The sequence below is a fragment of the Novosphingobium sp. PhB55 genome (genome assembly GCF_004368805.1).
In the GTDB taxonomy this organism is placed as follows: domain Bacteria; phylum Pseudomonadota; class Alphaproteobacteria; order Sphingomonadales; family Sphingomonadaceae; genus Novosphingobium.
The window spans coordinates 223,220-248,642 of record NZ_SODQ01000005.1 but is presented as its reverse complement, the minus strand read 5'-3'; the positions used below and the strand labels follow the sequence as shown (position 1 = coordinate 248,642).

The window sequence follows — 25,423 nt, the reverse complement described above, 5'->3', positions numbered from 1 at the left end:
TGTTTCATGTGGAACGTTTTACGGCCCGCGTTCTTTCCGGGCCGGGACCGTTATTCCCAGGGCCGCGTCTGGCCGGGCTCCAGCCGGTGCAGCGCTTCCAGCCGCCGGGCCTGGCGCGATTCCAGCGACAGGGTGAGGATCGGCTGCGGAGTCTGTGCGAACTGGCGGGGCGAGATGCCGAACAGTTCGGTGAACTCGTGGATCAGGTGGCTCTCGTCATAATAGCGCAGGGCCATCTCGTCGGCTTCGTCCTTGTCGGCCACGCCGCGCAGGAAGCTGGCCATGTCCAGAGCGCGGGCGCGGCGCAGCACCTGCTTGGGGGCCATGCCGAAGTCGCGATTGACCACCCGCTCCAGCTTGCGCCGCTCCACCCCGCAGGCCGCCGCGGCATCGGCGATCGACATGGCGGGATCGCGGTAGCTGATGTCCTCGAACCGGGCGCTGATCGGGTCGGGCAGGGGCGCGCCCATATGTTCGATCCGCTTGCGCATCATCGCTTCCAGGGCGTGGAGCCATTCCTCCGGCTCGGCGTCCGGTTCGAGCATGGCCAGGATCCGGTCGGAGGGGATCCCGACGAGATCGGTGGAGGCCAGACGGTCGAGATGCTCGCCCACGCGCGGCCCGCGCAGCGCGGTGCAGGCGCCGGGCCGAAAGGCCAGGCCCACGCTGATGAAGCTGCCGGTGACGCGGATCGGCATGCGATGCGATTGCGGGCCGCAGAACATCGCGGCATTGCCTGCCTCTATCCGGCCGCCGGCGGTCTCGGCCTCCCAGAGACCGGCCAGCTGGATGCGCAGGAAGGCGGTGTCGTTGAACAAGCCGCACTGCAGCGTGTAGTCCGCCGGTGCCGCCACCTTGGTGACATAGAGCCGCCCGATCCAGGGCGCGAGGTCCGGGGCAGGTGCTCTGTTGTAGCTGAGCGGTTGTCCGCCCTTGGTCGTTCCCTGTTCCGGCACGATCGCACTGTCGATGGCCGGCCGCACTTTATGGTACATGTACCCTGCTTCCGTTCTTCTGCATTCGCTGCGGCCCCAGCCATGGAATAAGTGCGTGTCCGGAGCGCTGCAATGTGGGAAAAACCCATAGAGTTTCTCCACAGGCCCGGATTGCGGCCAATCTGGCGGTTTTTCCGATGGTCCCTTGACCTGCCATCGCCGTGGCGGGCAGAGCAGGGGGCATGAAACTCGACAACGACATCGCCCTCGCCCTGCGCCTTGCCGACGCCGCCGGGGACGCGATTCGCCCGCACTTCCGCTCCGGCGTCGGGGTGGAGCGCAAGGGCGACGCCTCGCCGGTCACTGTCGCGGACCGCGCCGCCGAGGAAGCGATGCGCCGGATCCTCAAGGCCGAAGTCCCGCGCGACGGTATCATCGGCGAGGAGTTCGGCAGCGAGGAAGGCACTTCGGGCCGGACCTGGGTGCTCGATCCGATCGACGGCACCGTCTCCTTCATCGCCGGCCGCCCGATCTTCGGCACGCTGATCGCGCTGCTGGTCGATGGCTGGCCGGTGCTGGGCGTGATCGACCAGCCGATCCTGGGCGAACGCTGGGTCGGCGCGAGCGGCTTCCCCACCACGTTCAATGGCAAGGAAGTGCGCACCCGCCCCTGCCGCGAACTCTCCGACGCCATGCTGGCAACCACCGGCCCCCACTATTTCGACGACCACCAGGGCGAGCACTTCATGACCCTGGCGGCCAAGACCGACCACAAGCGGATGGTCATGGGGGGCGACTGCTACAACTACGGATTGCTGGCGAGCGGCCACCTCGACGTCGTTTGCGAGGCCGGGCTGAAGCTGCACGACTGGGCCGCCCTGGTCCCCGTGGTCGAAGGCGCGGGCGGGACGATGTGCGACTGGAACGGCGAACCGCTCCATGCGCAGTCGGATGGGCATGTTCTGGCCATTGGCGACCCGGCACGGCTGGAAGACGTCGTGGAAGCGCTGGACTGCCACCACTGACCCCGGCGCAGAGGCCCGCAATGCGCAAGGTCCGGCTGTTCGTCTATGGAACGCTCCAGCCCCACGCCGGAACACGCATGGGGCATTGGGTCGCGGCGCGGATGGTTTCGGCCGAGCCGGCCAGCGTTCCGGGGAGGATCCGGGCGATTCGCGGCGGGGACGGCTGGTTTCCCGCGCTCGTGCCGGCCAAGTCCGGAGCGCGGGTGCAGGGAACGCTTTGCGAACTGGCGCTCCATCCGGGCGACCTTGCCAAGCTCGACCGCTACGAGGGCCGCGAGTACCGGCGCCGGACCATGCCGGTGCGCGGCGCCAACGGCCGGCGGCGCCAGGCGGAAATCTATCTCTGGCGCATTGCCTTGCCCAAGGGCTCTCCGCCGATCCTGACCGGCGACTATCTCGCCTGGCTGGAACTGACGGGGCGTCAGGCCTTTACCACTCCGCGCAATGGCGCCTGAGAGGGCGCCCGAGGAGATGGACATGACGGACAGGACGGCAATCGTGACGGGCGGCGGGGCGGGCATCGGCCGAGGGCTGGTCCTGCACTTCGCGGGCCTCGGCTGGCGGGTCGCGGCGCTGGACCGCGATGAAGAGGCGCTTGGCGAACTGGCGGCGCTGCTGCCGGAAGACCGTTTCCTGCCGCTGACGTGCGACGTCGGACAGGAGAAGCCGGTCCGCGCCGCCTTCGCCCGGATCGGCAAGTGGACCGAGGCCGCCCACCTGCTGGTGAACAATGCCGGAATCGCCGATCCCTATGCCGGCCCGCTGGAGGACCTTACGCTGGAGGCGTGGCAGGGCTGGATCGATGCAAGCCTCACTTCCGCTTTCCTCTGCACCCGCGAGGCGCTGGGCCTGCTTCGCAGCGGCGCCCCGGCAAGCGTGGTGCATATCGCCTCCACCCGGGCCTTGCAGTCGGAGCCTCATACATATGCCTATGCCGCTTCGAAGGGCGGGCTCTGCGCGCTGACCCACGCCATGGCCGTGGGACTGGGGCCGGAGATCCGGGTGAATGCGGTCCTGCCCGGCTGGATCGAGACGGGTCCCTGGCAGAAAGCGGCAAGGCGGGAAGAGCCGCGGCACTCGGCCGAAGACCGCGCGCAGCACCCGGTGGGACGCGTGGGGGTGGTGGAGGACATCGCCGCCACCGTCGAGTGGCTGGCGGGAGAAGGCGCCGGTTTCGTGACCGGCCAGCAGATCGTCGTGGACGGGGGCATGACCCGCAAGATGCTCTACGCGGGGGACTAGGCCGGGTCGGGCGCGTGTGTGCCCGGGTCGGGCTGGCGCTGGCGCCGCCCGGAACGCCCGGCGGCCGTTTTTGCAGACCACCGCGTCTGGCAACGCGCTCACCCCTTGCCTTCCGCCGATTCTCTCACTAAAGGCGCCCCCTTCAATCGACACGGTTGAGTCTTTAACCAAAGAGATTCGCGCGTCCGCCTGGCGAAAAGGGCTGCCATGGCTGACCGGACGTGTCCCTGTGAAAGGAGACGAAAATGCCCAAGCTGAAGACCAAGAGCGGTGTGAAGAAGCGCTTCAAGCTCACCGCCACCGGCAAGGTGAAGCACGGCGTAGCCGGCAAGCGCCACCGCCTGATGAGCCATAACGGCAAGTACATCCGCCAGAATCGCGGCACCGAAGTCATTTCCGACGCCGATGCCAAGACGATCAAGAAGTGGGCGCCCTACGGGCTCAACTGAGGAGTACTGACCTATGAGCCGTATCAAGAGGGGTGTTACCACCCGCGCCAAGCACAAGCGTCTTCTGGAACAGGCCAAGGGTTACCGCGGCCGTCGTAAGAACACGATCCGCGTTGCCCGCCAGGCCGTCGAAAAGGCCGGCCAGTACGCGTACCGCGACCGCAAGATCAAGAAGCGCACCTTCCGCGCTCTCTGGATCCAGCGCATCAACGCTGCCGTCCGCGCCGAAGGCCTGACCTACTCGCAGTTCATGCACGGCGTTAAGCTCGCCGGCATCGAACTCGATCGCAAGTCGATGGCCGACCTCGCCATGAACGAAGGTTCGGTGTTCTCGGCCGTGGTCGCTCAGGCGAAGGCTGCCATTCCGGCAGCCTGAACCGTCGAAGCCGGGGCCTAGGCGCCGGTCTTCGCGGATCACGCGAAACACATTCGGGGCGCGGGTGCTTAAGGCATCCGCGCCCCGAATTGTTTGTGCGGTAAATTATCCACGCCTTCGAAAAGTTTGCACTCCCCTGCAAGTCCTCGTACCAAAAGGACAGGGGTAAGGCGTGACACGAAGAATAGACAGGGAATGACAGCTAGGCGGGTCGTCATACAGTATTGTCCCGTACCAGCGGGCCTCGATCGCTACCTGTCGGTGCTGTTTTACTGTGAAATCGAACTGGGCGAGAACGAGCGTCTCCATGACGTCCTGTTTCCCGACTGGGCCAGTCTGCGCTTCCATTTCGGGTCGACAGGCGATGGCGAGATTCGCGCCGGATCTCGACTGGAAAGCTGCCGGTTCTCGGTCACCGGCCCGCGCTCGCAGGAAGTGCGCTTCTCCATGGCCACGGCGCGGGAGTGGGGCTTCGGCCTGACCCCGCTCGGTTGGGCGACGTTCCTGGGCGTGCCGGCCGACCGCTATGCCAATGTGCTGGTCGATGGCGACGCGGATCCGGTCTTCGCCCATTTCAAGCCGCTTCACGATGCCCTGGCGGCTGAGGATAGCCCGGGCGATCAGCTCGACCGGTTGACCGCTTTCGTCGCTGCCATGCCGCGCCGCCCCGTGGTCCACGAAGACCTTATCCTGGCCATCTGCGAAGCGCTCGCCAATCCGGAAGTGCGCTCCGCCACCGACCTGGCCGCCCGCGTCCGCGCGCATCCGCGCATGGTGGAGCGCGTCTGCCGCGCCGCTTTCGGTTTCCCGCCCAAGCTCCTGCTGCGCCGCCAGCGGTTCCTGCGCAGCATCGAGCAGTTCACGCTGGAGCCCAAGCGCAAGTGGATCGGCGCGATCGATTCCGCCTATCACGACCAGGCCCAGTTCGTCCGCGATTTCCGGGCCTTCATGGGCATGACCCCGCGGCAATATGCCAAGCTGGACAAGCCGGTGACCGGGCCGCTCATGCGCGAAAGGGCGCGCCACGCCCGTCTCGCCTTGCGCTAGTCGGGGCCGGCGACATGCCGTCCGGATGAGTGTCATCGCGATTGCCGCCGTTGCGATTTGCCGGCCGTCCCCTTAAGGACCGCGCTTCCAGATATCAGCAACAGTCAGGCAGACCACCAGTGGACTACGCAGCAACCGGCCAGGAGGCGCTCTCGCGGATTGCGGAAGCATCCGATCTCGATACGCTGGAGGCGCTGCGTGTCGAGTTTCTGGGCAAGCAGGGTTCGATCTCCGGCCTGCTGAAGACGCTAGGCAAGCTCGATCCCGAAGAGCGCAAGGTCGAAGGGCCCAAGATCCACAGCTTGCGTGAAAGCGTGAGCGACGCGCTCGCCGCCCGCAAGGACGCGCTGGAGACGGCGGCGCTGAACGCCCGCCTCGCCGCCGAGACCATTGACCTCTCGCTGCCCGCACCCGAAGCGCCGCGCGGCACCGTGCACCCCATCTCGCAAGTGATGGACGAGATTGCCGAGATCTTCGCCGACCTTGGCTTCTCGGTCGCCACCGGGCCGGAGATCGAGGACGACTGGCACAACTTCACCGCGCTCAATATGCCGGAAAGCCACCCGGCGCGCGCGATGCACGACACGTTCTACTTCCCGGACCGCGACGCCCAGAACCGTGAGATGCTGCTGCGCACGCACACTTCGCCGGTGCAGATGCGCACGATGCTGGCGCAGGGCGCGCCGCTGCGCATCATCGCGCCGGGCCGCGTCTATCGCTCTGACAGCGACGCCACCCACACGCCGATGTTCCACCAGGTCGAAGGCCTGGTGATCGACAAGGACGTGCACCTGGGCCACCTGAAGTGGACGCTGGAAACCTTCCTGAAGGCATTCTTCGAGCGTGAGGACATCGTCCTGCGCCTGCGCCCCAGCTACTTCCCCTTCACCGAACCTTCGGTGGAAGCGGATATCGGCTTCACCCTGATCGACGGCAAGCGCGTGATCGGCGGCGATCCGTCGAAGGGTGAGGGCGGCTGGATGGAAGTGCTCGGCTCGGGCATGGTCAACCGCCGCGTCATCGAATTCGCCGGGCTCGATCCGAACGAATGGCAGGGCTTCGCCTTCGGCATCGGCATCGATCGCCTTGCCATGCTGAAGTACGGCATGGACGATCTGCGCGCCTTCTTCGACGGCGATGTGCGCTGGCTCTCCCACTACGGTTTCTCCGCCCTCGACGTGCCGACCCTTTCGGGCGGCGTTGGCACTCCGGCCTGAGCGCGGGAAGGATCTAGAAAATGAAGTTCTCGCTTTCCTGGCTCAAGCAGTACCTTGAGACCGACGCCTCGCTTGAGGATATCGCGCTGAAGCTCAACGCCATCGGCCTTGAGGTCGAAGGCATCGAAGACCCCGCCGCCAAGCTGGCCGGCTTCCGCGTGGCCAAGGTGCTGACGGCGGACAAGCATCCGCAGGCGGACAAGCTGCAGGTCCTGACCGTCGATACGGGTGAGGGCGTGCTCCAGGTCGTCTGCGGTGCGCCCAATGCGCGTGCGGGGCTTGTCGGCGTGCTCGGCCTTGCCGGTGCCACGGTGCCCGCCAACGGCATGGTGCTGAAGGTTGCGGCCGTGCGCGGCGTCGAATCGAACGGCATGATGTGCTCCACGCGGGAGCTGGAGCTGGGCGAAGACCACGACGGCATCATCGAACTGCCCGAGGACGCGCCGGTCGGCACGCCTTTCGCGGACTACCACGGCGCCGATCCGGTGATCGAGGTGGCCATCACCCCGAACCGTCCGGACTGTATGGGCGTCTACGGCATCGCGCGCGACCTCGCCGCCGTCGGCATCGGCACGCTGAAGCCGATCGAAGTGCTGGACATTCCCGGCAGCTTCCCCTGCCCGGTGGAAGTGCGCACCGACGATGCAGAGGGTTGCCCGGCGTTCTATGGCCGCGTGATCAAGGGCGTGAAGAACGGTCCTTCGCCGCAGTGGCTGCAGGATCGCCTGAAGGCGGCGGGCCAGCGCCCGATCTCGGCGCTGGTGGATGCCACCAACTACCTGATGCTGGCCTATGGCCGCCCGGCGCATGCCTATGACCTGGCCAAGCTGAACGGCGCGGTCGTGGCGCGCCGTGCGACGGACGGTGAGACGGTCGTCGCGCTGAACGAGAAGACTTACACGCTCGATGCCGAGATGACCGTGATCGCCGACGATTCGGGCGTGCACGACATTGCCGGCATCATGGGCGGCGAGCATTCGGGCTGCGGTGACGAAACCACCGACGTCCTGCTCGAAATCGCCTACTTCGATCCCGAGCGCATCGCCAAGACGGGCCGCAAGCTCAACCTCACCTCGGACGCGCGCAGCCGTTTCGAGCGTGGGATCGATCCCAACTTCCTCGACACCGGCCTCGACCACCTCACCCAGCTGATCCAGACGCTCTGCGGCGGTGAAGCCTCGCAGGCGGTGCGCAGCGGCGCGGCCCCGGCGACGCCGAAGATCGTCCACTTCGATCCGGCGCTGACCGAGAAGCTGGGCGGCGTGGCGATCGAGCCCGGCGAACAGCAGCGCATCCTGGAGAGCCTGGGCTTCTCGGTCGTCGCCGAGCAGGCGAACTTCGACAAGTCGTGGGCCATCACCGTTCCCGGCTGGCGTCCGGACGTGGACGGCGCGCCCGACATCGTCGAGGAAGTGGTCCGCATCAACGGGCTCGACAAGGTGACCAGCGTCGCCCTGCCGCGCGCCGACGGCGTCGCCCGCCCGACCGCCACGCCGACGCAGGCGCTGGAGCGCCGCGTTCGCCGCGCCGCTGCCGCGCGGGGGCTGCACGAGGCGGTTACCTGGTCGTTCCTGCCCACCGCCGAGGCCGATGCCTTTGCGGACGGCCATGCCTTGTGGTCGCTGGCCAACCCGATCAGCGAGGACATGAAGGTCATGCGGCCTTCGCTGCTGCCGGGCCTGCTGATGGCGGCCAAGCGCAACCTCGATCGCGGTGCGTCGTCGCTGCGCCTGTTCGAACTCGGCCGTCGCTATCTGCGCGGCGCGGGCGGTGCGAGCGACGAGCGTCTGGCGCTCGGCTTCGTGCTCGCGGGCGAGAAGGTCTCGCGCGGCTGGGCAACGGGCAAGGCGACCGCGTTCGACGCCTACGACGCCAAGGCCGAAGTCACCGCGCTGCTGGCCGAAGCCGGTGCGCCCGTCGAGAAGCTGCAAGTGATGGGCGTTGACGACTCCGGGCATGGCCCGCAGTTCCACCCCGGCCAGTCGGCCACGCTGCGCCTCGGCCCCAAGAACGTGCTGGCCCGCTTCGGCATGCTGCACCCCACCGTGGCCAAGCAGTTCGACATCGAAGGCCCGGTGGCCGTGGCCGAGATCTATCTCGACGCGATCCCCGGCAAGAAGGGCGCCGCCACTTTCGCCCGCACCCGCTATGCGCCCCCGGCGCTTCAGGCGGTGACGCGCGACTTCGCGTTCCTCGTGCCGGTCGAGCAGGCCGCAGGCGATCTCGTCCGCATGGTGGCGGGCGCGGACAAGGCGAACATCGTCTCGGTCCGCCTGTTCGACGACTTCCGGGGGCAGGGCGTGCCCGAGGGCCAGAAGTCGCTGGCGCTCGAAGTCACGCTTCAGCCTCTGGACAAGAGCTACAAGGAAGAAGACCTCAAGGCGATCAGCGACAAGGTGACCGCCGCCGCCGCCAAGCTGGGCGCGGTTCTGCGGGGTTGATGCAATACGTCGTCCCGGACTTGGTCCGGGGCGACGAACCCTTTCGGAGATAGCCGGTGACCGACATGGACTTCGTGACGATTTCTTCCGGCGACCTCACGGCGCGAATCGCGTTGTTCGGGGCCGAACTCTGGTCGCTCACCGACCACGCGGGCCTCGAATACATGACCGATGCCGATCCGGCGTTCTGGACCGGCCATGCTCCGATCCTGTTCCCCATCGTCGGCGCGCTGAACGGCAATCGCTATCGGCTGGGTGACCGCGAATACGAACTGCCCAAGCATGGTTTCGCGCGCCATTCGCTGTTCGAACTCGTGGAGATTGCGGGCGATCACGTCCGCCTCCGCCTTCGCGACAGCGACGAGACGCGCAAGGTCTATCCCTTCGCGTTCACGCTGGACCTGGACTTCCGCCTGGAAGGCATGAGCCTCCACACCCAGGCCACGGTGACCAATGCGGGCGGCGAGGTCATGCCGTTCAGCTTCGGCTATCATCCCGCCTTCGCCTGGCCGCTGCCGGGCGGCGCGGCCAAGGCCGATCACACGATCGCCTTCGAGCAGCCGGAACCCCAGCCGATTCGCCGCATCGACATGCCGACCGGCCTCGTTCTGCCCGAACCGGTGGCGACGCCGGTCGAGGGACATCTGCTGACGCCCGAGCCCGCGCAGTTCGAGACCGACGCGCTGATCTGGGACCGGCTCGCCAGCCGGGCGCTCACGTTCGGCGCACCCGGCGGCGGGCAGCTTGCCGTTGCTTTCCCGGACACGCCGATGCTCGGGATCTGGCAGAAGCCGGGGGCGAACTATCTCTGCATCGAACCGTGGCAGGGCATCGCCGATCCCCTGGGCTATACCGGCGAATTCCGCGCCAAGCCCGGCGTGCTTTCGCTCGACCCCGGTGCAAACCGCAGCTTTCGCATGGACGTTACCGTCCTGACCGCCGACTAGGAGACCTTTCCCGATGAAGACCGCACTCGTAACCGGCGCCACTTCCGGTATCGGCGAGGCCTGCGCCCGCGCGTTCATCGACGCCGGCTGGCGCGTGATCGGCACCGGCCGCCGGGCCGAGCGCCTGGACGCGCTGAAGGCCGAACTGGGCGAGGACACGTTCCACGCCGCCGTCTTCGACGTGCGCGACGAAGCCGCGCGCGATGCCGCCTTCGCCGCGCTCCCGGCCGAATTCGCAGGCATCGATTGTCTGGTGAACAATGCCGGTCTCGCCCTCGGCACCGAGCCGGCCCAGAGCGCCTCGCTGGAAAGCTGGAAGACCATGATCGACACCAACGTCACGGCGCTGGTCTCGCTTACGCACAAGCTGCTGCCCGCGCTGGTGGAGCGCAAGGGCGCGATCGTCAACTTGTCCTCGGTGGCGGCGACTTATCCCTACACCGGCGGCAACGTCTACGGCGGCACCAAGGCCTTCGTGCACCAGTTCTCGCTCGGGTTGCGCTCGGACCTTGCGGGTACGGGCGTGCGCGTCACCTCGATCGAGCCGGGCATGGTGGAGACCGAGTTCACCCTCGTGCGCACGGGCGGCAACCAGCAGGCTTCGGACAACCTTTATGGCGGCGCCAATCCGATGACGGCCGAGGATATCGCCGGAACCGTGCTCTGGGTGGCGACCTTGCCGGCGCACCTTAACATCAACACGCTGGAACTGATGCCGGTGAGCCAGTCTTTCGCGGGCTTCCAGGTCGCGCGGGAGGGCTGAGCGCGGCTTCTCTCCCACGCCCCAACCTTCGTCATCCACGAGGAGGCGGAGTCGATGAAGCAATCCAGAGCGGCGCAAGACGGCCCCTGGATTGCTTCGCTCCGCTCGCAATGACGAAGGTGGGCTGGGTAGCGGCGGTGGGCCGTGTCCCCTTTCCGCCCTTTCCATCTTGCCCCGCGCCCACTAATAGCGCGCCGATGAGCAATGTCCCCCACCAGTCCCGGCGCACCTTCGCGATCATCTCGCACCCTGACGCCGGTAAGACCACCCTGACCGAGAAGCTGCTGCTGCAAGGCGGCGCGATCCATCTGGCGGGGCAGGTCAAGGCACGCGGCGCCGCGCGGCGCGCGCGGTCGGACTGGATGAAGATCGAGCAGCAGCGCGGCATTTCCGTGACCAGCTCGGTCATGACCTTCGAGCGGGACGGAATCACCTTCAACCTGCTCGACACGCCGGGCCACGAAGACTTCTCGGAAGACACCTACCGCACGCTCACCGCCGTCGATTCGGCGATCATGGTGATCGACGCGGCCAAGGGCATCGAGCCGCAGACCCGCAAGCTCTTCGAGGTCTGCCGCCTGCGCTCGGTCCCGATCATCACTTTCATCAACAAAGTCGACCGCGAAGGCCGCGCCTGCTTCGACCTGATGGACGAAGTGGCCGACATGCTGGCGCTGGACGTCTGCCCGATGTCCTGGCCGGTCGGCATGGGGGGCCTGTTCGAAGGCATTCTCGACATCGCCACGGGCAAGGTCAGCCGTCCGGAAGGGCCGAGCAAGGAGTTCCTCGGCAAAGTCGACGAGAACGTGACCCTGCCCGAAGCCGTGGCCGAGGAACTGGAACTGGCCCAGGCCGGCTATCCCGAATTCGACGTCGACGCCTATCGCGGCGGCGACCTCACCCCGGTCTACTTCGGCTCGGCGCTTAAGAACTTCGGCGTCACCGAACTGATCGACGCGATCGAGAAGTTCGCTCCGCCGCCGCGCCCGCAGCCTTCGAACGAAGGCACGATCGAGCCGGAGAACAAGGAAGTCACCGGCTTCATCTTCAAGGTCCAGGCCAATATGGACCCCATGCACCGCGACCGTATCGCCTTCATGCGGCTGGTCTCGGGCACCTTCAAGCGCGGGATGAAGCTGACGCCCTCGGGCCTGGGCAAGCCGATCGCGGTGCACTCCCCGATCCTGTTCTTCGCGCAGGACCGCGAGATCGCCGACAATGCCGAGCCGGGCGACATCATCGGCATTCCCAACCACGGCACCTTGCGCGTGGGCGACACCCTGTCCGAGAAGAACCAGGTGCGCTTCACCGGCCTGCCGAACTTCGCGCCGGAAATCCTGCGCCGCGTCGCCCTGAAGGATCCGACCAAGACCAAGCAGCTGAGGAAGGCGCTGGACGACCTGTCGGAAGAGGGCGTGATCCAGGTGTTCTACCCGGAGATCGGTTCGCAATGGATCGTCGGCGTGGTCGGCCAGCTCCAGCTCGACGTGCTGATCAGCCGCCTCGAAGCCGAGTACAAGGTCGAGGCCGTGCTGGAAGGCTCGCCGTTCGACACCGCCCGCTGGATCAAGGGCGATGACAAGACGCTGCGCGACTTCGCCGAATTCAACAAGATGAACCTCGCCAAGGACCGCGACGGCGACCCCGTGTTCATGGCGCGCTCGGCCTGGGACGTCAGCTATCAGCAGGAACGCAACCCGGACCTGACCTTCAGCGCCACCAAGGAGCGTTGAGGATCTCGTCGTCCCGGATCAGGTCCGGGACGACGAACCGGGAACCTCATGCTATTCCGGCGGATTGCTACGCTATCCCCTTGGCCGGAAAGTCGTTCGTTGCAGATCAAGTTCGCCAGCTACAACATTCACAAGGCCGTCGGTCTCGACCGGCGGCGAGACCCTGAGCGCATCCTGACCGTCCTGCGCGAGATCGATGCGGACGTTGTGGCCCTGCAGGAAGTGGACCGCCGTTTCGGCCGCCGGATGAGTGCGCTTCCCCTCGATGCGATCCATACCACCACCGATTATGTGCCGGTGCCGCTGTCGATGAAGCCGGACAGCCTGGGCTGGCACGGGAACGCCATCCTGGTCCGCAAGGGCATCGAACTGCTCGCGGCGGAGCCCGTCCCGCTCCCGGTGCTGGAGCCGCGCGGGGCGATCCGGGCCGATCTCTCGCTGGAGGGGCATCGTTTCCGGGTCGTGGGCATGCATCTCGACCTTTCCGGACTGCGCCGCCGGTTGCAGGTGCGAAGCGTCCTCGACCATTGCGCCCGCTGCGATAGCGCCGTGCCCACCGTGATGATGGGCGATCTCAACGAATGGTCGGCCAATGGCGGCTGTTTCCGGGAGTTTCACGCGCCCTGGCATGTTCTGGTGCCGGGCCGCAGCTTCCCCTCCCGCAGGCCGATGGCCAGGCTGGACCGCATCATTGTGTCCGAGCAGTGGTCTGTCCTGGGAACAAATGTGCACCACAGCGCGCTCTCGGCGATAGGATCCGATCATCTGCCCGTGTTCGCCTCGCTTGAGTTGCCTAAAAAATAGGCAAGTGCTCACGAATCGAGCGACGCATCATGCTGCACTTGCGTTCGGCTGATTAAATTCAGGCCGAATTGAGCCAATCGAAGAATTGGCACGCCCTTTGCATATCCTGTTTTCAGCCGGCGCGGGGCCGGTAACAAACAGGGGATAGGCATGAAGTTCATCATAGCCATCATCAAACCCTTCAAGCTCGACGAAGTTCGGGAAGCGTTGGGCGCAATCGGTGTCGCCGGAATGACCGTGTCCGAAGTGAAGGGCTTCGGGCGCCAGAAGGGTCAGACCGAAATCTATCGTGGGGCCGAGTATTCGACCAACATGCTCCCGAAAGTGAAGATCGAAGTGGCCGCGCCGGACGATCTGGCGCCGAAGATCGTGGAAACGATCCAGCAGGTCGCCAGCACCGAAGCCATCGGCGACGGCAAGATCTTCGTCCTCGATCTGGCTGCAGCCGTGCGCATCCGCACCGGCGAGTCCGGGGATACCGCGCTTTGACCGGCGCTTTCGACAGGAGGGAAACCACGATGAACCGCAAAATTCTTTGCGGCGCCGGCGCACTGGGTGCGTCGTTGTTCGCCGCCATGCCTGCCTGGGCGCAGGACGCCGCCGCCACGCCGACCATCGACAAGGGCGATACCGCCTGGATGCTGACGTCGACGTTGCTCGTCTTCCTGATGATCCTGCCTGGCCTCGCCCTGTTCTACGGCGGCCTGACCCGCTCGAAGAACATGCTCTCCACCATGACGCAGATCGGCGCTGCAGCCAGCTTCGCCATGCTGATCTGGGTCATGTACGGCTACACCATGGCCTTCGGTGATGGCGGCAACGCCTTCGTCGCCGGCTTCGGCAAGGCCTTCCTCAAGGGCATCACCCCCGATTCGGTTTCGGGCACCATTCCCGAATACGTCTTCGTCTGCTTCCAGATGACTTTCGCGGCGATCACCATCGCGCTGGTCCTGGGCTCGACGGTCGAACGCATCAAGTTCTCGGCAGTCATGGTCTTCGCGGCCATCTGGCTGACGATCGTCTACTTCCCGATCGCGCACATGGTCTGGGCACCGACCGGCTACTTCTTCGGTCTCGGCGCGCTCGACTATGCCGGCGGCACCGTGGTCCACATCAATGCCGGCGTTTCGGCACTGGTGGCCGCGCTGATCCTGGGCAAGCGCAAGGGCTACCCCAACGAACCGATGCCGCCGCACTCGCTGACGCTGACTTTCGTCGGCACCGGCCTGCTGTGGGTGGGCTGGTTCGGCTTCAACGCCGGCTCGGCTCTCTCGGCCAACGGCGCCGCCAGCCTTGCCATGATCAACACTTTCGTCGCCACCGCCTCTGCCGGCCTGTTCTGGATGCTCGCCGAGCGTCTGGCCGGTCACAAGGGTTCGGCCCTGGGCTTCTGCTCGGGCGTCGTCGCCGGCCTCGTCGCCGTCACCCCTGCTGCTGGCAATTCGGGTCCCTTCGGCGCCATCGTTCTCGGCGCGGTCGCTTCGATCATCTGCTTCTTCGCCGTCAGCAAGCTCAAGCCCATGCTCGGCTATGACGACGCGCTGGATGCCTTCGGCGTCCACGGCATCGGCGGCATCGTCGGCGCCATCGGCACCGGCATCGTCTGTTCGCCGGCGCTCGGCGGCCCGGGCAAGGCGGACTTCTCGATCGGCTCGCAGCTCGTGATCCAGTTCGAAGCGGTTCTCGCCACGATCGTGATCTCCACGATCGGCACCGTCGTCGCGATCTATGTCGCCAAGGCAGTCACCGGCCTGCGCGTCGCTCCCGAAGTCGAACTGGAAGGTCTCGACATCGGCGAGCACGGCGAGCGCGCCTACAACTAAGCTTCAAGTTTGGCAGCGGCGGGTACTTCCTCCTCTCCTCTCACCCGTCGCCGCCTACAGATGTTCCTCCTGCGAACACAAACTCAAGGGCCGGAGCCAGCCGCTCCGGCCCATTTTTCGTGCCAAATCGCTTTGTGGTCGCGCCCGGATGTGGGATGCTCGCCCTGCAGCTTCCGCGCAGGAGCCCTCGGGTACTTGAACCGGCCTTTCGGGGCTTGAACCGGCCAGGAGAACGGGCGTGAAGTACATCATCGCGATCATCAAGCCGTTCAAGTTCGCCGAAGTCAGGGAGGCGCTGTCCGCCGCCGGAATTTCGGGCCTGACAGTCTCGGAAGTCAGCGGCTTCGGCCGGCAGAAGGGGCAGAGCGAGATCTATCGCGGCGCGGAATACGCCTCGAGCATGGTGCCCAAGCTGAAGCTGGAAATCGCCGTTTCGGATGCTTTTGCCGGCACGGTGATAGAAATCATCCGCAACACGGCCAGCACCGAGGAAATCGGCGACGGGAAGATCTTCGTCTTCGACCTGGCCGATGTGCTGCGCGTCCGCACCGGCGAACAGGGCGAAATCGCGCTCTAGCGCGCGAAAGCCCCGAAGCGCCGGGCAGCCGGCAGGCTCAATTGCCGGCGGCGAACATATCGATAAGCTGGCGGATCGGCGAGACGTCGTAGCCCGCTGCGGCGGCCTTCGATGCGATCACGGAAGGGTTGTCCCCCGCCTTGGCACGGGCCAGCGCCCAGAGCAGGGTCGATCGCGTACCCGAACGGCAATAGGCCAGAACCGGACCATCGGCAGTATCCAGGGCCTTGGCCATGGCATCGACCTGGGCCTGGCTGAAACCGCCATGGCCTACGGGAATGGCCACATAGTCGATCCCCGCGGCGCGCGCTTCCGCCTCGATCGCATCGCCCGGGGTCTGATCGTCGCTCTCGCCCTCGGGGCGGTTGTTGACGATCCGCACGATTCCCATTTCCTTCGCTTCGGCGATGGCTTCGGTGCCGATTTGCGGGCTGGCGAAGACGGAGTCGGTGATCTGGCGGAACATGAAAGCGAGTCTCCGGTATGAAACGGGCTGTTTGCGCCCCGGTTCGGCCTGAAATTCGTCCACGTCAAGCGCCCTGTTCCCGCTAAAAGCAAGCCGGAACGTCGTGAAAATGCGTTATTTCGTCGATTGGACGGGATTCTGGACCGTAATTGTGTTCGCCATGTGGCAGAACCTCGTGTATGACTGGAGATCGCAGGTAGGATCCGGCTTGTCCCGGCTGTCTTGCTTGCCGCCCGGCGCGGTTCGTCCACGTGACCGGGTTTATGCTTTTTGGGGCGCAGCGAAGGTACGTTCGTAGACATGGGTTTTGACAGAGGTCGTCGCGGAAGGGGACGCGACAAGCGCGATGGTGGTTTTGGTGAGAACGAGTTCGATCCGTTCTTCGCCGGCCAGGATCGTTTCGGTGGCGGTGACCGTTTCGGTGGCGGCGGCGATCGCTTCGGCGGTGGCGGTGGTGACCGCGGTGGTTTCGGCGGCGGTGACCGCTTCGGCGGCGGCGGCGGTGATCGCGGCGGCTTCGGCGGCCCGCGCGGCGGCGGCGGTGGCGGCTTCGGCGGACCCCGCGGTGGCGGCGGTGGCGGCGGAATGCCTGCCCAGGTCGTCGGCCAGGGCAAGGGCGTCGTAAAGTTCTTCAACGGCGCCAAGGGCTTCGGTTTCATTCAGCGCGATGAAGGCGGCGAAGACGTCTTCGTGCACATCAGCGCAGTGGAACGTGCCGGCCTCGAAGGCCTGGCTGAAGGCCAGCAGCTCGAATTCCAGCTCGTCGATCGCGGCGGCAAGATTTCGGCCAGCGAACTCGTCGTCGTCGGCGACGTGATCCCCGTCGAAAAGCGCGAGCCTGCGCCGCAGCGTCAGCTGACCGGCGAAAAGGCCACCGGCACCGTGAAGTTCTTCAATTCCATGAAGGGCTTCGGCTTCATCACCCGTGATGACGGCCAGCCGGACGCATTCGTTCACATCAGCGCTGTCGAGCGTTCGGGCCTTGGCGCTCTGAACGAAGGCGATCGCGTGGAGTTCGACATCGAGGTCGATCGACGAGGCAAGTACTCGGCGGTCAACCTGGCGCCGCTCCAGGGCTGATCAGCCTGCAACGCTTCCGGTGTTTGACCGGGAGCCTGCAAACACCTAAAAGCGCGCAAATGGCGGTCCGGATAGGGCCGCCATTTGTCGTTTGCGATTCCCGTTTTCACTTCACTGTTTCGTTATCGAGGAATTCCGTCATGTCGATCACTCCGCTGATGCCCGTGTACCCCCGGTGCGGCGTTCGGCCCGTTCGCGGCGAACACTGCCACCTCATCAGTGAAGACGGTCGCCGATTCCTCGATTTCGCCAGCGGCATCGCCGTCAACCTGCTGGGTCATTCGCATCCCGGCCTGATCGGCGCGATCCAGAAGCAGGCCGAGACGCTGATGCACGTCTCCAATCTTTACGGCAGCCCGCAGGGCGAGGCGATTGCCCAGCGCATCATCGACCTGACTTTTGCCGATACCGTGTTCTTCACCAATTCCGGCGCGGAAGCGGTGGAGTGCGCGATCAAGACTGCGCGCGCTTATCACCAGCACGTCGGCAACGACCATAAGTACGAGCTGATCACGTTCAACAACGCCTTCCACGGCCGGACCATGGCGACGATCAGCGCCTCCAACCAGGAAAAGATGCACAAGGGCTTCTTGCCGCTGCTGCCTGGCTTCAAGTATCTGGACTTCAATGACCTGGAAGCGGCCAAGGCTGCGATCGGCCCCAACACGGCCGGTTTCCTGGTCGAGCCGATCCAGGGCGAAGGCGGCGTACGCATCGCCTCCGACGAATTCCTCCAGGGCCTGCGCCAGCTTTGCGACGAGCATGACCTCATGCTCGTCCTCGACGAAGTGCAGAGCGGCGTCGGCCGCGCCGGCACGCTCTATGCTTACGAGCAGTTCGGCGTGGTGCCGGATATCATGTCCACCGCCAAGGGCATCGGCGGCGGCTTCCCCGTCGGCGCCTGCCTCGCCACCGAGAAGGCCGCGCGCGGCATGGTGATCGGCGCGCATGGCTCGACTTATGGCGGCAATCCCTTCGCGATGGCCGCGATCGGCGCGGTGCTCGACGTGGTTTCGGACGAGGCCTTCCTCGCCGATGTTCGCGCCAAGGGCGAACGCCTGCGCGCCCGGCTGGAACAGTTCATCGGCAATTACCCCGAGCTGTTCGAATCGGTCCACGGGCGCGGCCTGTTCATCGGCATCAAGCTGAAGAGCGAACCGCGCGCCTTCGTGGCCCACATGCGCGACAATCATCAGGTGCTGACCGTTTCGGCGGGCGACAACGTCGTGCGCGTGCTGCCGCCGCTGGTGATCGACGACAGCCACATCGACGAGTTCATGGACCGGCTTTCCGCGGCTGCGGCAAGCTACCAGCCTGAAGGGGTGGCCTGATGAGCCGGGATTTCGTAGACCTGAGTGACGCCGGCGGCCCCGTCCTGGCCGCGATGATCAACGATGCCATAGACCGCAAGGCGGCACGCAAGGGGTGGCCCAAGGGCAAGCCCGATGCCGACGCTCCGCTGGACGGTCATGTGCTGGCGATGATCTTCGAGAAGAACTCGACTCGCACGCGCGTCTCTTTCGACATGGCCATGCGCCAGCTCGGCGGCAGTGCACTGATCCTCGAATCGGGTTCGACGCAGCTCGGCCGCGGCGAAACGGTGGCGGATACCGCCCGCGTGCTCAGCCGCATGGTCGACGCGATCATGATCCGCACCGACGATCACGCCAAGATCGAGGAACTGGCGCGCCATGCCGACGTGCCGGTCATCAACGGACTTACCGACCTTTCGCACCCCTGCCAGATCGTGGCCGATCTGCTGACCATCGTCGAGCGCGGCTTCTCGCTGCCCGGGCTTCAGCTCGCCTGGCTGGGCGATGGCAACAACGTGGCCAATTCGCTGATCGAGGCGGCAGGGCTGATGAAGTTCACCATCCGTATCGGCGGTCCGGCAGGCTATGAGCCCGATGCCGGCTTCGTCGAGCGCGCCCGCGCAGCGGGCGGCGAAGTGATTTTCACGCAGGATCCGGTCGAGGCCGTTCGCGGCGCGCAAGTGGTCGTCACCGATACCTGGGTCTCGATGGGCCAGGCCGGCGGCGAGGTGCATGTCGCGGCGATGCAGCCCTACCAGGTCAACCCGGCGCTCATGGGCGCTGCGGCCGACAATGCCATGTTCCTGCACTGCCTGCCCGCGCATCGCGGAGAGGAAGTGACGGACGATGTGATCGACGGACCGCAGTCCGGCGCCTGGGACGAGGCCGAGAACCGCATCCACGCACAGAAATCCGTCTTGCTCTGGGCGCTGGGCAAGCTGTGATCGACGATACGCTGCGCAGCGACGACACCGGGTTCGATCGCGTCCTGGCCTTCACGGTTCCCGCGCGCCACGCGCGCGGGCGTGTCGTGCGGCTGGGGCCCGTGCTGGAAACGGTGCTTTCCGCGCATAGCTATCCCAAGGTCGTAAAGCACGTCCTGGCCGAGGCGCTGGTATTGACCGCGTTGATGGGCTCTCTGCTCAAGGAGGACGGCGCGCAGCTGACTTTCCAGGCCCAGGCCGAGGGCGGCGCGGTGGATTTGCTCGTCTGCGATTATCGTAACGGGGAACTGCGTGGCTACTTGCGCCACGATCCGGACCTGGTCGAGCGGCTTGAGGAAGATTGCTCGCTGGAGGCGATCTTCGGCGCCGGTTACCTGGCGATCACTTTCGATCTGGAAGCCTCGAACCAGCGCTATCAGGGCGTGGTGCCGCTGGAAGGCGCCTCGCTGGCGGAAGCCTGCGAGAACTATTTCGCGCAGTCCGAGCAGTTGCCTACCGTCATCCGCGTTTCGGTTCGCTCCAATGAACTGCGCTGCGTGGCCGGCGGACTGCTGGTGCAGCACCTGCCGGACGGCGAGGAAGGCAAGGAGCGGCTCCATGCCAAGGAGACGCATCCGGATTGGGAGCATGTCTCGATCATGACCCAGAGCGTCCAGCCGGCCGAACTGGTGGATCCGGTGCTGAATCTGGAGCAGCTCGTCTGGCGGCTTTTCCACGAGGAAGACGAAGTCCGGGTCGAGCCGCTGGAGCCGCTGGAGCGCGGCTGCCGCTGTTCGGTGGAATACTATCGGAACATCCTCGAACGCTTCCCCGAAAGCGAAAAGGCCGACATGCGAGACGAAACGGGTATGGTTCCCGTGGATTGTGCTTTCTGTTCCAAGATCTTGCACGTCCCCGTGTAGTAATTTTCATCCCGCCGACCGGCTTGTCTTGTCGGCGGGGAATGACGATATGGGGCCCATGACCAAGCCTCAGGCACGAAATACCTCCCGTTCGGCCCGCAAGGGCTCCCCTGTTTTACAACTGAGGATGCGGACGGCCCTTATCGTCCTGACTGTCGGCGCGGCGCTTGGCGCCGGGTCGGGGGTGATGGGACAGAAGCGTTCTCTGGACATGCTGGACCAGCTGGAGTCGGGCTCCTGGGAGCTGCGCGAGCGGGGGCAGGGCGGCTCCGTCAACGATGTCTGCGTTCGCAGCGGGCGTCAGTTGATCCAGCTCCGCCATGCCGGGCTGGCCTGCAATTCCGTGGTCGTCGAAGATTCGCCCGCCGAAGTCGTGGTGCAATATACCTGCGCGGGCCAGGGTTACGGCCGCACGCGCATTCGCCGCGAGACCGATGCCCTGGTGCAGATCGACACCCAGGGCATCGTCAATGGCCTGCCCTTCGCTTATGCGGGTGAAGGTCGCCGGCTGGGTGCCTGCCGCAACTAGGGTAAGCACACGGTTGTCATCGCTCCGGCGAAAGCCTAGCGCAGGGCCATGCAGCTTTCTCAAAATACCGAAGGCCGGAGGGCGGTCGTACTTCTTTCCGGCGGTCTCGACTCCATGGTGGCGGCCGGCATAGCCCGCGAAACGGGTTTCGCCGTGAACGCGCTGACCATCGACTACAACCAGCGCCACCGCTGCGAGATCGACTCCGCGCGGACGATTGCCGCGTTCGTCGGGGCAGAGCGCCATGTCATCCTTCCGCTCGACTTGCGGCAGTTCGGCGGCTCCGCGCTGACGGACGATATCGATGTGCCCAAGGACGGCGTGGGCACCGACGTGCCGGTGACTTACGTTCCGGCGCGCAACCTGGTGTTCCTTTCACTGACCCTGGCTTGGGCGGAAGCGATCGGGGCCTCGGATATCTTCATCGGGGTGAACGCGCTGGATTACTCGGGTTATCCCGATTGCCGGCCCGAGTTCATCGCTGCGTTCGAGGACATCGCGAAGCTGGCGACCAAGGAAGGCGATCAGGGCACGAACTTCCGCATTCACGCGCCGCTGCAGTACATGGGCAAGGCGGACATCGCGCGCGAGGCGGCGCGGCTGGGCATGGATGCCGGAATGAGCTGGTCCTGCTACGATCCGCAGCCGGGTGACCTGGCCTGCGGTGCGTGTGACAGCTGCCGCCTGCGCAAGGCCGGTTTCGCCGATGCCGGGCTCATCGATCCGACGCCTTACGCGGTCTGATCCCTCTCTTCCCGGAACACACGAACGCCCCGCGCGAGCGGGGCGTTTTTTTGTGCCCTCAACAGAGGGCCTCATCCGGACCAGCCGTCTGAAGCAGGCAAAAGAAAAGGGGGCCGGATTGCTCCGACCCCCCAATCTGTAACCGTTGCCGGTTCGCTTACATGCCCGAACCCGGACCGTAAGTGATTTCGACGCGACGGTTCTGCAGCTCGCGCACGCCGTCAGCAGTCGGAACGCGCGGGTTGGCTTCACCGAAGGCCTGGCTCGAGATCGAGCCGTCCGGAATGCCGTGGCTGGTCAGGTATGCACGAACCGAGTCGTTACGACGCGACGACAGACCCATGTTGTACTTCGGGCTACCCGAACGGTCGGTGTAACCGGCCAGCATGATCGGAACGCTGTTGCAGTTGCCATAGGCACTGACGGCGCTGTCGAGGATGGTGGCGGCTTCCGGCGTGATGTCCGACTTATCCCAGTCGAAGAACACGATGTACGGACCCTTGTTGCATTCCACAACCGGCGGCGGCGGGGGCGGCGGGGGCGGCGGGGGCGGCGGGGGCGGCGGCGGCGGCGGCGGCGGCGGAGCTGCCGGTTCGCCGAAGTTGTAGCCCAGGGTCGCCATCAGCGAGTGCGAGCGCCAGCGGGTGCTGATCTCGTTGCCGGCAACATCGACGAAGTCGAGGTTGTTGACGTTGCTGAAGCGGTACTTCAGGCCGACGTCCACGTGGCTGCTGATCGGCGCGCGGATACCCGCGATTGCCTGCCAGGCGAAGCCCGTGTCCGAATCGTCGAAGATGTCGTAGTGAACGCGGCCAACGCCGGCGCCACCACCGACGTAGCCCTGAAGGCCATCATCGGGACCGAAGTCGAGCAGACCGTTGACCATGAAGGTCAGGTTGCTGGCATCCGGGCCATTGCTGCCCATGAACGAAGCCTGGCGGTAGCTGGCTTCGGTTTCCAGACGGAAGGGACCGAAGTCGTAACCGAGAGCAACGCCACCGTCGAAGCCGGTGCCGAATTCGGCGGTCGCGACGTTGTTCACGCCGTTCACGTCGAGATCGGCGTCTTCGACGATCATCGCGCCGGCGTCGAGTTCAAGATACCACGAGTTGTCGCGCGCAAGCGCGGGCGTGGCGATAGCTGTAGAAGCCAGCGCCAGGCCAAGGACGAGTTTCCTCATATGTTTCCCCTACTAAGAGATTTGGAGCCACCGAGTGCCTCGAGTGTCTACCCCCTCAGCTTTACGTGTGCAAGCGCACATTGAACGCGACTGTTGCAGAAATGTCGCGTTTTCGGGGGGTTGGTGAAGCGTGTGACCCCTTTATTGGAAATCGACTGCACCGTATTACCCCTGTTCAATGCCACTCATTATGCTGAAGGAACGATACCCAAGGCTTGCAGAACGACAATCACTTCAGCGATCGCCGCCCGAGCCTGAACATCAACTGTCATTCCGCCAAGTGGTTCCACGGGAAGGGAAGCTTTTCTCCAAAAAATGTCGAAGAGGCGTTCCTGGCGGGTGGATAAGTCGTAAATCCTGAGCCCCTCTCGGGGTTGCGCGAAGAGCCAGTTGCCGCCGTGAAAGCCGGCCAGACAGCCCTGCTTGCCGGACCACTCGCCCGTTGCGCCCTCCGCAACCAGCCAGGTCTCGCCCGCGGCGGGATCGCCGGGCGGATCGGCACGCTCGCCCGACACGGTGCCGTGCAGCATCATGTCGCAGCGCGACAGCGCTTCGTTGACGAACGCTTCCTTCTGGGCCTGACCCACCTGGAGAAGCGGAAGGGCGAATCGCGGGGTGGTGCTTTCGAAGGTAATGGAATCGCTCATCTAATGAGTCCTCGTACTCTGGTGGGGCGGTGTTCAGGGCAGGCGGAAGAGAGGGAGCGGATCGGACAGGGCGTAAGTCCCCTGCTGGCGCACCCTCAGGATCTCACCGGGGGCAAGCGCCGCGAGATGGGCAAGCGTGCCGGGCGGAATGTCGAGGCGGGACGAGGATACGGTCCAGCTCGCCAACGGCGCTGCGAGGAGCCCGGCAGTGACCAGGTAGCTTTCCGCGTGTTCCATGAGAGGCACGTCGATGCCGTCCTGCCACACCCAGTTCCCTCGTGCGCGGCGGGTCCATTCCAGGCGCAGTGTGCCGTCCTGCAGCATGGCCGCGCGGGGATGGACGGGCGCCAGGGGGCGCAGGGTCAGGCCGCTTGCCTGTAGCGGAGCCGTGACAGGTCCCGCATCGCCGCGGCCCAGCGCGACGACCTTCCGGTTCATCGCCGTGCCGACCAGCGCGGGATCGAGTGCGACGGCGCTGCCGTCCAGCAGGACGAAATTCTCGCCGGCGACATGGCCTGACACCGCCCCCTCGGTGCCGCCGCGCCCGCGCAGCAGGCCCTCCAGGCGCCACCGGCCATTGCCGAGCGACGTGGCCCGGGCGAACTGGATCATTTCCTCGCCGAGGAATGCGAGGTTGGCCCCTTCTGCGAGCTGGCGGGTCGTGGCGGCAACAAGCTGCATCGCGGTATCCACCAGAGTGACCTCCAGGCGCGAGCGGCGATCGAACAGGAGCGGACTCATCAGCGGCAGCGCGTCTGTCGCCCTGCCCATCGTCGCCCGCTTGCGCCCGCTCGGTCCCAGCGGGTGAAGCGCGCCGTCGCCGCGGTCGGCGAACAGGGCTGCGCCGCTCCAGTTGCTGCCGGCCGAGGAAAGCGCGGCGAAGAGACGCGCCTCGCCCGTACCTGCCGTTGCCGGATCGCAGGGCAGTTCGAAGGCGGCCAGGACAGTGGGCATGGCCGGCAGGTCCTGCGGAGCATTGAGCCGCCCCGGATCGGCGGCCGACTGCTCCGGATCGTTGGCCCGGACCGGCGCCAGCCGCTCGGCCGAGAGTTCGACACCCGTGTCGCGCCATTCCCATTCGAGCACGCGCCATTGCCCCGCGATGCCCGGGAACGTGACCAGGGCGCCGGGCGCCACTTCGGGATCGAGTTCGCTCGTTCGCCAGGAAATACGCTCGCGGGACCAGTCGATCCGCTGCCGTACCTGCTCGATCATGGTCCGGGCCGTGTCCGCGGAAAGCGTGGCGGGCAGTTCGATCGCGCGCGGCGCCCCGATGCTGCTGTTGCCCGCAGGACCCTGGGCATGCTGCACGCCGGGAAGATAATCACGCTCGCTGTCGAAGTAGCGCAGCAGGGAGATGGGCTGAGCTTCGGCGGCAAGGCGGCGCCGGCTGAAACCGGCCGCACCGCCGAAGTCGTCGTCGCCGGCCGAAACCGCTGCTTCGGGCAGAGCGATCGGGCGGTCCTGGCTGCGTCTGCGGGACACGACAAGCGTGTCCGGTCCGGCGTCGACATCGAGCGGCAGGACCTGGTCGATGGTCTGGAGCACGCCGTCCAGCGGGCCGTCGCAGGTCAGACCGCGAAAGCCTTCCAGAGGGACCGCCGCGTCCGCATCCGCGACCAGATCGCCCAGGACATCGGCCAGATCGAAGTCCTCGTCGGCCAGGACTTCGAACGTCAGGGCGGGGATGCGGTTGTAGAATTCGGAAAGGTCGAGATCCTCGAAGACGACATAGGCGAGGTCGCGGTGGGCAGGGCAGCGCGCCTCGCCCTCGGCAGAAAGGATCAGCGGGTCGCAGGGCTGGTCCCCGTGCCCCAGATGGAGGCGCAAGGTGCCGGCGGCCTTGAGGTCCCCTTCTGTGCCGCGCAGCAGGCGGCCGTCGGCCCAGATCCGGCCGAGGGCCGCGATGGGCCGGCTGGAAAGCGCCACGGCGAAGCTGGCGGTGTAGCTGTAGGTCGTGATCGAGGCGGCGCCCTTGCCGCCGCCCAGCGTTTCGCTGCTTTCCACGAGGTCGGTGGCCCAGATCACCTGCCCGGCCACGCGCATGCGGCCGAAATGGCGAGGCAGGGGCTGGCCGTAGCTGGAACTGGTGACTTCCAGTTCCTTCAGGCGAGGGCCTTGCCGGTGCGGGGACCCGAAGATCGCGGCGTCGAACTGGCTGCCGACCATCGAGCCGATCGCGCCGCCCACCGGCCCGCCGATCGCGGTGCCGACGGCATTGAGAACGAGCGTTGCCATG

General features: G+C 65.9%; 26 protein-coding genes. 21 read left to right on the top strand and 5 right to left on the bottom strand.

What is annotated here, in order from left to right; translation table 11 throughout:
* Window positions 1–50: 50 nt before the first annotated feature.
* Window positions 51–995, bottom strand: coding sequence for a helix-turn-helix domain-containing protein (locus EDF57_RS13890; RefSeq protein WP_134094726.1), 945 nt, complete (start codon window positions 993–995; stop codon window positions 51–53).
* Window positions 996–1,177: 182 nt separating this feature from the next.
* Between EDF57_RS13890 and hisN the strand changes: the two genes are divergently transcribed.
* From hisN to EDF57_RS13815, 15 genes are all read left to right on the top strand, one after another.
* Window positions 1,178–1,960, top strand: a complete 783-nt coding sequence (gene hisN / locus EDF57_RS13885) for a histidinol-phosphatase (RefSeq protein WP_134094725.1) — start codon at window positions 1,178–1,180, stop codon at window positions 1,958–1,960.
* Window positions 1,961–1,980: 20 nt separating this feature from the next.
* Window positions 1,981–2,415 (top strand): gamma-glutamylcyclotransferase family protein, encoded by a 435-nt coding sequence (locus EDF57_RS13880; RefSeq protein WP_134094724.1) that lies wholly within the window; start codon window positions 1,981–1,983, stop codon window positions 2,413–2,415.
* 22 nt (window positions 2,416–2,437) lie between these two features.
* Window positions 2,438–3,202, top strand: coding sequence for an SDR family oxidoreductase (locus EDF57_RS13875; RefSeq protein ID WP_134094723.1), 765 nt, complete (start codon window positions 2,438–2,440; stop codon window positions 3,200–3,202).
* Window positions 3,203–3,447: 245 nt separating this feature from the next.
* Complete coding sequence (gene rpmI, locus EDF57_RS13870; protein WP_021232722.1) at window positions 3,448–3,651, top strand: 50S ribosomal protein L35; 204 nt, start codon at window positions 3,448–3,450, stop codon at window positions 3,649–3,651.
* A 13-nt stretch (window positions 3,652–3,664) separates the two neighbouring features.
* Complete coding sequence (rplT, locus tag EDF57_RS13865) at window positions 3,665–4,027, top strand: 50S ribosomal protein L20 (RefSeq protein WP_132264618.1); 363 nt, start codon at window positions 3,665–3,667, stop codon at window positions 4,025–4,027.
* A gap of 261 nt (window positions 4,028–4,288) precedes the next feature.
* Complete coding sequence (locus tag EDF57_RS13860; RefSeq protein WP_166675276.1) at window positions 4,289–5,074, top strand: helix-turn-helix domain-containing protein; 786 nt, start codon at window positions 4,289–4,291, stop codon at window positions 5,072–5,074.
* A 119-nt stretch (window positions 5,075–5,193) separates the two neighbouring features.
* Window positions 5,194–6,291, top strand: coding sequence for a phenylalanine--tRNA ligase subunit alpha (pheS, locus tag EDF57_RS13855; RefSeq protein ID WP_134094722.1), 1,098 nt, complete (start codon window positions 5,194–5,196; stop codon window positions 6,289–6,291).
* Between the two features lie 20 nt (window positions 6,292–6,311).
* Window positions 6,312–8,732, top strand: coding sequence for a phenylalanine--tRNA ligase subunit beta (gene pheT, locus EDF57_RS13850; protein WP_134094721.1), 2,421 nt, complete (start codon window positions 6,312–6,314; stop codon window positions 8,730–8,732).
* 56 nt (window positions 8,733–8,788) lie between these two features.
* On the top strand, window positions 8,789–9,679 hold the full coding sequence (locus tag EDF57_RS13845) for an aldose 1-epimerase family protein (protein ID WP_243841063.1): 891 nt from the start codon (window positions 8,789–8,791) through the stop codon (window positions 9,677–9,679).
* A 13-nt stretch (window positions 9,680–9,692) separates the two neighbouring features.
* The gene (locus EDF57_RS13840) at window positions 9,693–10,442 is read left to right on the top strand and encodes an SDR family NAD(P)-dependent oxidoreductase (RefSeq protein ID WP_134094720.1); all 750 of its coding nucleotides are present in this window, start codon (window positions 9,693–9,695) and stop codon (window positions 10,440–10,442) included.
* Between the two features lie 197 nt (window positions 10,443–10,639).
* Window positions 10,640–12,175: a peptide chain release factor 3 gene (locus EDF57_RS13835; protein WP_132264627.1), complete on the top strand. Its 1,536-nt coding sequence runs from the start codon at window positions 10,640–10,642 to the stop codon at window positions 12,173–12,175.
* A gap of 99 nt (window positions 12,176–12,274) precedes the next feature.
* Window positions 12,275–12,979, top strand: coding sequence for an endonuclease/exonuclease/phosphatase family protein (locus EDF57_RS13830; protein ID WP_132264629.1), 705 nt, complete (start codon window positions 12,275–12,277; stop codon window positions 12,977–12,979).
* Between the two features lie 150 nt (window positions 12,980–13,129).
* Entirely contained in the window at window positions 13,130–13,468 is a 339-nt protein-coding gene (locus EDF57_RS13825; RefSeq protein WP_132264630.1) for a P-II family nitrogen regulator, read from the top strand.
* Window positions 13,469–13,497: 29 nt separating this feature from the next.
* Window positions 13,498–14,802, top strand: coding sequence for an ammonium transporter (locus EDF57_RS13820; RefSeq protein ID WP_132264632.1), 1,305 nt, complete (start codon window positions 13,498–13,500; stop codon window positions 14,800–14,802).
* Between the two features lie 238 nt (window positions 14,803–15,040).
* A complete protein-coding gene (locus tag EDF57_RS13815; protein WP_132264634.1) occupies window positions 15,041–15,379 on the top strand; it encodes a P-II family nitrogen regulator in 339 nt (112 codons plus the stop codon).
* 37 nt (window positions 15,380–15,416) lie between these two features.
* On the opposite strand, the gene EDF57_RS13810 is transcribed toward EDF57_RS13815, so the two are convergent.
* Complete coding sequence (locus EDF57_RS13810; protein WP_132264635.1) at window positions 15,417–15,845, bottom strand: TIGR01244 family sulfur transferase; 429 nt, start codon at window positions 15,843–15,845, stop codon at window positions 15,417–15,419.
* Window positions 15,846–16,145: 300 nt separating this feature from the next.
* Between EDF57_RS13810 and EDF57_RS26225 the strand changes: the two genes are divergently transcribed.
* From EDF57_RS26225 to queC, 6 genes are all read left to right on the top strand, one after another.
* The gene (locus EDF57_RS26225; protein ID WP_132265300.1) at window positions 16,146–16,925 is read left to right on the top strand and encodes a cold-shock protein; all 780 of its coding nucleotides are present in this window, start codon (window positions 16,146–16,148) and stop codon (window positions 16,923–16,925) included.
* A gap of 140 nt (window positions 16,926–17,065) precedes the next feature.
* Window positions 17,066–18,256: an aspartate aminotransferase family protein gene (locus tag EDF57_RS13800; RefSeq protein ID WP_134094719.1), complete on the top strand. Its 1,191-nt coding sequence runs from the start codon at window positions 17,066–17,068 to the stop codon at window positions 18,254–18,256.
* Complete coding sequence (gene argF / locus EDF57_RS13795) at window positions 18,256–19,182, top strand: ornithine carbamoyltransferase (protein ID WP_132264638.1); 927 nt, start codon at window positions 18,256–18,258, stop codon at window positions 19,180–19,182. Before EDF57_RS13800 ends, argF begins: the two co-directional genes overlap by 1 nt.
* Window positions 19,179–20,084: an Hsp33 family molecular chaperone HslO gene (locus EDF57_RS13790; protein ID WP_132264640.1), complete on the top strand. Its 906-nt coding sequence runs from the start codon at window positions 19,179–19,181 to the stop codon at window positions 20,082–20,084. Before argF ends, EDF57_RS13790 begins: the two co-directional genes overlap by 4 nt.
* 187 nt (window positions 20,085–20,271) lie before the next feature.
* Entirely contained in the window at window positions 20,272–20,613 is a 342-nt protein-coding gene (locus tag EDF57_RS13785; RefSeq protein ID WP_243841062.1) for a hypothetical protein, read from the top strand.
* 48 nt (window positions 20,614–20,661) lie between these two features.
* On the top strand, window positions 20,662–21,357 hold the full coding sequence (queC, locus tag EDF57_RS13780) for a 7-cyano-7-deazaguanine synthase QueC (protein WP_134094718.1): 696 nt from the start codon (window positions 20,662–20,664) through the stop codon (window positions 21,355–21,357).
* A 157-nt stretch (window positions 21,358–21,514) separates the two neighbouring features.
* Here queC and EDF57_RS13775 read toward each other — a convergent pair whose 3' ends face one another.
* From EDF57_RS13775 to EDF57_RS13765, 3 genes are all read right to left on the bottom strand, one after another.
* Window positions 21,515–22,537: an OmpA family protein gene (locus EDF57_RS13775; RefSeq protein WP_134094717.1), complete on the bottom strand. Its 1,023-nt coding sequence runs from the start codon at window positions 22,535–22,537 to the stop codon at window positions 21,515–21,517.
* 188 nt (window positions 22,538–22,725) lie between these two features.
* Window positions 22,726–23,184, bottom strand: a complete 459-nt coding sequence (locus EDF57_RS13770; RefSeq protein WP_134094716.1) for a DUF2793 domain-containing protein — start codon at window positions 23,182–23,184, stop codon at window positions 22,726–22,728.
* Between the two features lie 33 nt (window positions 23,185–23,217).
* Window positions 23,218–25,422, bottom strand: coding sequence for a phage tail protein (locus EDF57_RS13765; RefSeq protein ID WP_134094715.1), 2,205 nt, complete (start codon window positions 25,420–25,422; stop codon window positions 23,218–23,220).
* Window position 25,423: the final 1 nt, after the last annotated feature.